The sequence below is a fragment of the Kribbella sp. genome (assembly GCF_035655035.1).
Taxonomy (GTDB): domain Bacteria; phylum Actinomycetota; class Actinomycetes; order Propionibacteriales; family Kribbellaceae; genus Kribbella.
This window is the reverse complement of sequence record NZ_DASRVN010000430.1, coordinates 1-9,112: the sequence shown is the minus strand read 5'-3', so window position 1 is coordinate 9,112 and position 9,112 is coordinate 1. Positions and strand designations below refer to the sequence as shown.

Genomic DNA, 9,112 nt, shown 5'->3' with positions numbered 1-9,112 from the left:
GACGACGGCCTCGTCGTACGCACCCGCGTCGCTCCGGAGGGCGTCGGCGTACGACGTACCACTGGACGGTCGACAGCGACAGCCCCCACCTCACGGTCGACGTACAACCGGAAGGCGAGTGATCCGGCACCGCCGTCACCCCACCTTGCACCAGTTGGCCACGTGTCGGCGTACGACTGCATCTGCCGGCTGCGTTGCAGCACGTGCAGTGGTACGGCGGCGGGCCGGGCGAAGCGTACGCCGACAGCCGCGAGTCCTCCCGCCTTGGCCGCTACACCCGCATCGTCGACGAGCTCCAGACCCCATACGTCGTACCTCAGGAGAACGGTGCGCGCATCGACGTACGGGGGGCCGAACTAACCGATGCCAATGGCAACGGTCTCCGCATCATCGGAGCGCCGCACTTTCAGCTGACCGCGCGCCGGTGGACCACCGAAGACCTGGAAACTGCACGCCACCGCTCGGACGTCACCCCACGCAACCACATCTACCTCAACCTCGACCTGGCCCAATCCGGCCTGGGCTCCGCCTTCTGCGGCCGACCCACTCGTCATGCTCTCGAGGTCGCGCCGTGCACCTTCAACCTGACCTTCCGCCAGACCACTGAAACAAGCGGTCAGACCTGGCCGGCCTTTTCCAGGGCGGTGCAGCAGGTGTTCACCAGGAGGCGGGTGACGTTGTAGGGGTCGATGTTGGCGTTCGGGCGACGGTCCTCGATGTAGCCCTTCTTGTCCACCGCTACCTGCCATGGGATGCGGACCGAGGCGCCGCGGTCGGAGACGCCGTAGCTGTAGACGTCGTGCGGAGCGGTCTCGTGGTCGCCGGTCAGGCGCTCTTCGATGCCGTCCCCGTAGCCGGCGACGTGCTCCTCGACCTTGCCCGGAGCGCCGAGGGACTCGCAGGCGGTGATGATCGCGTCGTAGCCTTCGCGCATGGCCCGGGTGGAGAAGTTGGTGTGGGCGCCGGCGCCGTTCCAGTCGCCCTTGGCCGGCTTGGCGTCCAGCGTCGCGGCGACGTCGTACTCCTCGGCGATGCGATAGAGCAGCCAGCGCGCCGTCCACAGGTGGTCGGCGACCTCGACCGGACCCGCCGGGCCGATCTGGAACTCCCACTGGCCGGGCATGACCTCGGCGTTGATGCCGGAGATCTTCAGGCCGGCCTCGATGCACGCGTCCAGGTGCTTCTCGACGATCTCGCGGCCGAAGACCTCGTCGGCGCCGACGCCGCAGTAGTACGGGCCTTGCGGGGCGGGGAAGCCGACGGCCGGGAAGCCGAGCGGGCGTCCGTCCTGGAAGAAGGTGTACTCCTGCTCGATGCCGAACCAGGAGTCCTGCTCGGCGTACCGTTCGGCGATCGGCAGGAGCTCGGCCCGGTGGTTCGTCGGGTGCGGAGTGCCGTCGACGAGGTAGACCTCGCAGAGAACCAGTCGGTGGTCGCCGCCGCGGATCGGGTCGGGGCACGAGAAGACCGGCTTGAGGACGCAGTCCGAGTTGTCACCGGGTGCCTGGTTGGTGCTCGAGCCGTCGAAGCCCCACTCCGGCAGCTCGGCGCCGTCGGCGAGAATCCTTGTCTTCGAGCGAAGCCTCGCGCTCGGCTCGGTGCCGTCGATCCAGATGTACTCGGCCTTGTAGGTCAACGTCCGTCCCTTCGTCGCGGCCGTCCTTCAGGTGCTCCTGAACCCGGCCGTCGTCGACAGTGCCAATCAGCCATTACGGACCTGTTGCCCGATTGTGAACACCGTGTTACCCGGGTCGGTTGAGAGGGGCTCGAACTAATCGTGGGGGGATGGCGTCGAGGAGGTATGGCGATTGCGGAGAGCGGCGTGGTGTTGCCGGGGGCTGTGCGGGGGTTGTGTGAGCGGTTCTTGGGGTTGGTGGAGGAGGAGTTGCCGGCGGGGTTGCTGACGGGGCTGTACCTGCACGGTGGGGTGGTGTTCGGGGAGTGGGTGCCGCGGGAGTCTGACGTGGACTATCTGGCGACGCTTCGGCGGCGTCCGGAGGCGGACGAGGTGGAGGCGCTGCGGCGCGTCCACGAGCAGATGGTGGCGTATTCGCCGATCCGGTTCGACGGGCAGTTCGTGCTCGCGGAGGACCTCGCCGAGGATCCACGGACGTTGCCGCCCACGCCGGCGTCGATCCATACGCGGGAGTTCGTGGTCGGGCACTCGCCGACATTGATCATCGTGTGGCATGAGTTGGCTCGGGCTGGGATTACCGTCACTGGACCGGATTTGTCCACGCTGAAGATCTGGACCGATGAGCAGGCGCTGCGTGAGTACACGGTGAACAATCTCGACACCTACTGGCGCGGGAACGCCGAGGGGCTGACCCGGGCGACTCCTGCCGATCTGCCCGTGGACAAGGATGAGCGCGACGCCCTGCTCTCACACTGCATTCTTGCGTCTGTACGTCTGCACCACCTGCTGGTCACCGGCGAGATGACCGCGAAGTGCCGCGCGGGGCGGTGGGCGCTCACGCAGTACGACGAACGCTGGCACCGAGTCCTCGAGGAGGGCTTGCACCTACGCGAGGGCAGCGGTGTCTCGCAGTACGTCGACGAGACAGAGCTCATGGCGGACACTCGCGATCTGCTGGTCCACGTCGTGGAAACCACTACCGGCAAGCCTGTGGTTGGTTGAACTGCGTGCGGTGCAGCACAAGGTTGGGCTGCGCCGCACGTGCGGTCACCGTGGTACGGCGAAGGTGATGTCGGTGGAGTTGCCCTTGCCGGGGACGTCTCGTTTGAAGAGGAGTAGGCGCTGGTCGGTGGTGCCGACGGTTTCGGTAGTACGGGTGAACATGAGGGCTGCGACGTCCTGTACCAGCCGGTGAGTACGGCGGACGTGTTCCTGCAGAACTACCGCCCTGGCGTGGCTGCACGCCTTGGCGTCGACCGGTGCACTGTTCAGCGCGGGCCGCCCGGACGAGCCGCCTGTTGCGGCCAGCTCGTCCAGGTGAACATGCTGGACGCCGTCGTCGCCCTGCAGATGCAGGAGCTGTCACTGCACACCGTTGGCGGCGTACCGCAGACACGGTCCGAGGAGGTCCACGCGCACAGCTACATCCGTGCGCCGTACGGGATCTTCACCACGGCGGACGGCTACATCTCGCTGGCGTTCGCGAACCTGCCGGTGCTGGCTGAGGTACTGGACGCGCCACAGCTCGCCGGACTGGCCACAGAGCGCGACGGCTTCGCCAGACGGGACGAGATCGCGGCCGCGGTATCGACGGTGCTACGACGCGAGTCCACGGAGCACTGGATGCTCAAGCTGCGTACGAGCGCCCGACCGAGGGGCCTGTGACGACCCCCGGTCGCTGCTCGAACGCGGCACCGTTCGCTGAGAAATGCCGGGTGACGCTCCGATCGGAGCTGCACGATTCCCCAACGCGCGACAGCATCGAACAAAGGGGAACGGAAAGCGCTCTCCATTGTGAGGGCGCCGGCAACCACCCAGGGAGTGTCGCGTGGCTCGAACAGACGCAGTCAGCACTTTCCGGACCGACAGGTCCGCATCCGACGAAACCGCCCCCGGCACTGGATCGGGGCCACCGGGCACAGCGACAGTGAAGCCGCTGTCCTGGTGGGCACGCGCCAGACGGGACAAGGTCCTGCTGCTGATGGCCTTGCCCGGCCTGGCGCTGCTGTTGCTGTTCCACTACCTGCCGCTGCTCGGGAACCTGATCGCGTTCCAGGAGTACCTGCCGTTCGTCCCGCTCGGCCGGAGCGCCTGGGTCGGGCTGGACAACTTCGCGGTGATCTTCAACGGCGACGCGGAGTTCCTCAACGCCCTCAAGAACACCTTGCTGATCACGCTGGTCCAGGTGATCTTCGTGTTCCCGGCGCCGATCGCGCTGGCGCTGCTGCTGAACAGCCTGCTGTCCGAGCGGATCAAGCGCGTCGTCCAGTCGGTGCTGTACCTGCCGCACTTCCTGTCCTGGGTGATCGTGATCGCGATCTTCCAGCAGATCCTCGGCGGCAGCGGCCTGATCAACAACTTCCTGCGCTCGCACGGCATGGGCACGATCGACTTCCTCGGCAACCCGGACAGCTTCATCGCGCTGCTCACCAGCCAGGTGATCTGGAAGGACACCGGATGGGGGACGATCCTGTTCCTGGCCGCGCTGACCCAGATCGACCCGGGGCTGTACGAGGCCGCGCGGGTCGACGGCGCCTCCCGCTGGCGGCAGCTGTGGCACGTCACGGTGCCCGGCATCCGCGCGCTGATCATCCTGCTTCTGATCCTGCGGCTCGGTGACTCGCTGACCGTCGGGTTCGAGCAGATCATCCTCCAGCAGAACCTGGTCGGACGGCCCGCGAGCGAAGTACTGGACACGTACGTCTACAACAACGGCGTACTGGCCGGGCAGTGGGGCGTATCGGCCGCCGTCGGGTTGGTGAAGGGTCTCGTTGCCGTCGTCCTGGTGATCGGCGCCAACAAGATCGCGCACGTCTTCGGTGAGGCGGGGGTGTACCAGAAATGAGTGCCCACATCGATGTGCTCCGCCAGAAGGGAATCGACGACGCCCCGGCGATGTCGTCGCGGGTGCTCAAGACCGTCGTACTGCTGGTCTGCTGTGCCGTTGTCGTCATCCCGTTCCTCGGGGTGATCTCGACGAGTATCGCCAGCCAGCAGCACGTGACGAACTCCGGCGGCTTCGTGCTCTGGCCGGACGGGCTCAACTGGGACGCGTACAAGGCGATCTTCAACGGCGGCGTCGTCCAGCGCGCGCTCGGGGTCAGCGTGGTGATCGCCGTCGGCGGCACGCTGGTCAGCCTCGCCGGGTCGACGATGCTCGCGTACGCGCTCAGCCGGCGCGGCTCGTTCGGGCAGCGGCCGATCCTGCTGATCGTGTTGTTCAGCCTGCTGTTCAGCCCGGGCCTGATCCCGAACTACCTGGTCGTGAAGGAGTTCGGGCTGCTCGACTCGTTGCTGGCGCTGATCCTGCCGACCGCGATCAGTGGGTTCAACGTGATCGTGCTGCGGTCGTTCTTCATGAGCATCCCGGACTCGGTCCTCGACTCCGCCCGGGTCGACGGCGCCGGCGACTTCCGGATCTTCTGGTCGATCGTGCTGCCGCTGTCCAAGGCCGTGCTCGCGGTGATCGGGCTGTTCTACGCGGTCGGGTACTGGAACGCGTTCTTCAACGCGATGCTCTACATCAACGACACCGCGAAATGGCCGCTGCAGCTGGTACTTCGGACGTACGTCATCAACAACACCGAGCTGAGCAGCGGGGACCTCGGCGGCGCGTCGGCCGATCAGCTGCCACCGCAGGAGTCGATCCAGATGGCGATCCTGGTGGTGTCGCTGGTACCGATCCTGATCGTGTACCCGTTCCTGCAACGGCACTTCGCCAAGGGCATGATGACCGGGGCGGTGAAGGGATGACGCTCCGTCGAAGGACGTTCCTGGCCGGATCGATCGCCGTGGCCGGCGGGTTGAGCGGCTGCTCCACGGTGACCCGGTCGACCGACATCGCCGCGTTGAACAAGCCCGTCGCGTTGCCGACGTACAAGCGGTTCGACGGGCCGAAGCCGGACCTGCCGCGGAGTCATCCGCTGATGCCGGACTGTTTCTACCGGTTCCCGGAGCATCCGGCGAAGGTGACCGTGGGCGCGCCCGGGGACGGGCACGTCGTGACCGGTTCGGCGCCGACGTCGAACCCGATCCCGCCGTCCGCGGACCGCAACCCGTACTGGCAGGAGCTCAACCGGCGGCTCGGCGCACCGCTCGAGCTGAACATCACCGCGGCGGCCGACTACCCGAACAAGTTCGCCACCGCGGTCGCGGGCGACACGCTCGGCGACCTGTTCAACGTGGACGGCGGGTTCGCGTACCTGCCGCAGTTCCTGGAGGCGCGGGCGCAGGACCTGACCGAGTACCTGTCCGGGGACGCGATCCTCGAGTACCCGTTCCTGGCGAACGCGCCGCAGGCGTCCTGGCGCGGGTGCGTGTTCTCCGGCGGCATCCGCGCCGTACCGATCCAGCGCGGGATCATGTCCTCGAACACGCTGCTGGCCCGGCAGGACCTGCTCGACAAGCTCGGCGTGGAGCTGGGGTCGCCGACGATCGACGAGCTGCAGCAGGTGGCGAAGGCGGTCACCGACGGGCGGAACAACCGGTGGGGGTTCGCGGTACCGCCGACCGCGACGCTCAGCGCGATGCTTGGCCTGCCCAACGGTTGGGAGGTACGGGACGGGAAACTCGTGCACAGCCGCGAGCTGCCGGAACACAAGGAGATGCTGGCGGTCACCCGGCAGATGGTCAAGGACGGCGTGATCCACCCGGACGGCGTTGCGAAGCCGAACCAGAAGGTGTGGTTCACGCAGGGGTCGGCGGTGATGACGCAGGACACGTACTCGTCGATCCAGAGCTTCTACCGGCGTGCCACCGACCAGTCTTTCGGCATCTCGATCCCGGTACCGCGGGCCGCCGACGGGAAGGTCGGCCGGGTCCTGCTCGGCTCGCCGAACAACTCGATCGCCGCGATCCGCCCGGGACCGCCCGCGCGGATCAAGACCCTGCTGCGGATCATGAACTGGTTCGCGGCGCCTTTCGGGACGGAGGAGTACCTGTTCCGGAAGTTCGGCCTTCCGGGGCGGCACTACACGCTGAACGGCACGGACCCGGTCCTCACCAAGGACGGGGGGAGCGAGGTCTGCCTGGGCGAGTTCCCCATCCAGTACCTCGCCGACGGCCCGTACCCGGCGTACTTCCCCGGCCACCCCGAAGCGGTCGACACGGCGTACGCCCACTTCAAGGCGGTCCTCCCGACCGCGATCACCTCACCCACGTACGGCCTCTACTCACCCACCCAATCCACCAAGGGCAAGATCCTCGACACCCGCATGGACTCCCTCACGAAAGACATCCAACTGGGTCGAGCCGACCTCAACTCCTGGGACGAAGCAGTAGCCAACTACCGCAAGTCCGGCGCCGACGCCATCCGCAACGAACTAGAACAAGCGCTCGCCATCAAGGGCGAGAAGTAGCGCGAGGGCTGCAGGTCGACAGGACGTAGGCATCCACCGCTGCGGCTCGCCGCTCGACGCGTGGGCGAGCCGCAGCAGTGGACCCGGGGGAGTTGGTGGGTTGGTTGTTCAGGGACAATGGGTGGTGATGACGCTTACTGAGCAACTTCCGGGGACCACCGAGCCTGATGCCCTGTTCGACGCCTTTCAGGGATGGGTGGGGGAGCAGGGGATCTCGTTGTACCCGGCTCAGGAAGAGGCGTTGATCGAGGTGATGACGGGATCGAACGTGATCTTGTCGACGCCGACCGGGTCCGGGAAGAGTCTCGTTGCCACCGGCGCGCATTTCGCCGCGCTCGCGCACGGGCAGCGGACCTTCTACACCGCGCCGATCAAGGCGCTGGTCTCGGAGAAGTTCTTCGCGCTCTGCGACGTGTTCGGCGCGGACAAGGTCGGCATGCTGACCGGCGACGCCGCCGTGAACGCGGGAGCGCCGATCATCTGCTGTACGGCGGAGGTCCTGGCGAACATCGCGCTCCGCGAAGGTCCCGCCGCGGACATCGGCCAGGTCGTGATGGACGAGTTCCACTTCTACTCCGAGCCGGACCGCGGGTGGGCCTGGCAGGTCCCGCTGCTGGAGCTGCCGAAGGCGCAGTTCATTTTGATGTCCGCGACCCTCGGCGACGTCGAGCGCTTCAAGATCGACCTGTCCCGCCGCACCGGCCGCCCGACGGCGATCGTCGCGTCCGGCGAACGCCCGGTCCCGCTCATCTACAAGTACGTCACCACCGCCCTGCACGAAACCCTCGAAGAGCTGCTCACCACCCACCAGGCCCCGGTGTACGTCGTGCACTTCACCCAGGCGGCTGCCCTGGAACGCGCCCAGGCGCTGATGAGCATCAACGTCTCCTCGAAGGAGGAGAAGGAGAAGCTCAACGAGCTGATCGGGAACTTCCGGTTCAGCAAGGGGTTCGGCCGGACCCTGCAGCGGTTGGTGAAGCACGGTATCGGGGTCCACCACGCCGGCATGCTCCCGAAGTACCGCCGACTCGTCGAGCAACTCGCGCAGGCCGGTCTGCTGAAGGTGATCTGCGGCACCGACACGCTCGGCGTCGGCATCAACGTCCCGATCCGGACCGTCGTACTCACCGCGCTCAGCAAGTACGACGGACGCCGCCAGCGGATCCTGAAGGCGCGCGAGTTCCACCAGATCGCGGGCCGCGCGGGCCGGGCCGGGTACGACACGTCCGGCACCGTCGTCGTCCAGGCCCCGGACCACGTCGTCGAGAACGTGAAGGCCCTGGCGAAGGCCGGCGACGACCCGAAGAAGCAGCGCAAGGTGCAGCGCAAGAAGCCGCCGGAAGGTTTCGTGACCTGGGGCGAGGACACGTTCGACCGGCTGGTCGCGGCCGAGCCGGAGGCGCTGCGGTCCCGGATGCGGGTCAGCCACGCGATGCTGCTGAACGTGATCGCCCGCGACGGCAACGCGTTCGAGAGCATGCGGCAGCTGCTCCGCGACAACCACGAGGACTCCCGGTCGCAGGTCCGGCTGATCCGGCGCGCGATCCAGATCTACCGCACGCTGGTCACCGCGGGTGTCGTCGAACGCCTCGACGAGCCCGACGAGAACGGCCGTATCCTCCGGCTGACCGTCGACCTGCAGAAGGACTTCAGCCTCAACCAGCCGCTGTCCACGTTCGCGCTGGCCGCCCTCGACCTGCTCGACCCGGCGGATCCGTCGTACGCGCTCGACGTGGTCTCGATCATCGAGGCGACGCTGGAGGACCCGCGCGCGGTGCTCTGGGCGCAGGAGCACCACGCCAAGGGCGAGGCCGTGAACGCGATGAAGGCCCAGGGCATCGAGTACGACGAACGGATGGAGCTGCTCGAGGACGTCAGCTGGCCGAAGCCGCTCCAGGAGTTGCTCGAGGCAACGTTCGAGATGTACCGGCAGACGCATCCGTGGATCGCGGACACCGGGCTGTCACCGAAGGCCGTCGTCCGGGACATGTTCGAGCGGGCGATGACGTTCGGCGAGTTCATCGGGTACTACGGTCTCGCGCGCTCGGAGGGCGTCGTACTGCGGTACCTGAGCGACGCGTACAAGGCGCTCCGGCAGACCGTGCCGCCGGACAAGGTC

7 protein-coding genes and 1 pseudogene are annotated in these 9,112 nt (G+C 67.1%); 7 read left to right on the top strand and 1 reads right to left on the bottom strand.

Annotated elements, in window-relative coordinates; all coding sequences use genetic code 11:
• Positions 1–164: 164 nt before the first annotated feature.
• Positions 165–683, top strand: a pseudogene (locus VFF46_RS23855) (hypothetical protein); the annotation flags it as partial.
• On the opposite strand, the gene glnII reads toward VFF46_RS23855, so the two are convergent.
• Complete coding sequence (gene glnII / locus VFF46_RS23850) at positions 617–1,636, bottom strand: glutamine synthetase (RefSeq protein WP_325039424.1); 1,020 nt, start codon at positions 1,634–1,636, stop codon at positions 617–619. The pseudogene VFF46_RS23855 and the gene glnII sit on opposite strands and share 67 nt — an antisense overlap.
• Positions 1,637–1,801: 165 nt before the next feature.
• On the opposite strand from glnII, the gene VFF46_RS23845 reads away from it, so the two are divergent.
• From VFF46_RS23845 to VFF46_RS23820, 6 genes are all read left to right on the top strand, one after another.
• Complete coding sequence (locus tag VFF46_RS23845) at positions 1,802–2,638, top strand: aminoglycoside adenylyltransferase domain-containing protein (RefSeq protein ID WP_325039423.1); 837 nt, start codon at positions 1,802–1,804, stop codon at positions 2,636–2,638.
• 189 nt (positions 2,639–2,827) lie between these two features.
• Positions 2,828–3,301, top strand: a complete 474-nt coding sequence (locus VFF46_RS23840; RefSeq protein ID WP_325039422.1) for a CoA transferase — start codon at positions 2,828–2,830, stop codon at positions 3,299–3,301.
• Between the two features lie 262 nt (positions 3,302–3,563).
• Positions 3,564–4,481: an ABC transporter permease gene (locus tag VFF46_RS23835; protein WP_325039421.1), complete on the top strand. Its 918-nt coding sequence runs from the start codon at positions 3,564–3,566 to the stop codon at positions 4,479–4,481.
• Complete coding sequence (locus VFF46_RS23830; protein ID WP_325039420.1) at positions 4,478–5,389, top strand: carbohydrate ABC transporter permease; 912 nt, start codon at positions 4,478–4,480, stop codon at positions 5,387–5,389. The genes VFF46_RS23835 and VFF46_RS23830 overlap by 4 nt, the downstream gene beginning before the upstream one ends.
• Entirely contained in the window at positions 5,386–6,993 is a 1,608-nt protein-coding gene (locus tag VFF46_RS23825) for an ABC transporter substrate-binding protein (RefSeq protein WP_325039419.1), read from the top strand. The genes VFF46_RS23830 and VFF46_RS23825 overlap by 4 nt, the downstream gene beginning before the upstream one ends.
• Before the next feature lie 127 nt (positions 6,994–7,120).
• On the top strand, positions 7,121–9,112 hold a 1,992-nt coding region (locus tag VFF46_RS23820; RefSeq protein WP_325039418.1), incomplete at its 3' end, for a DEAD/DEAH box helicase.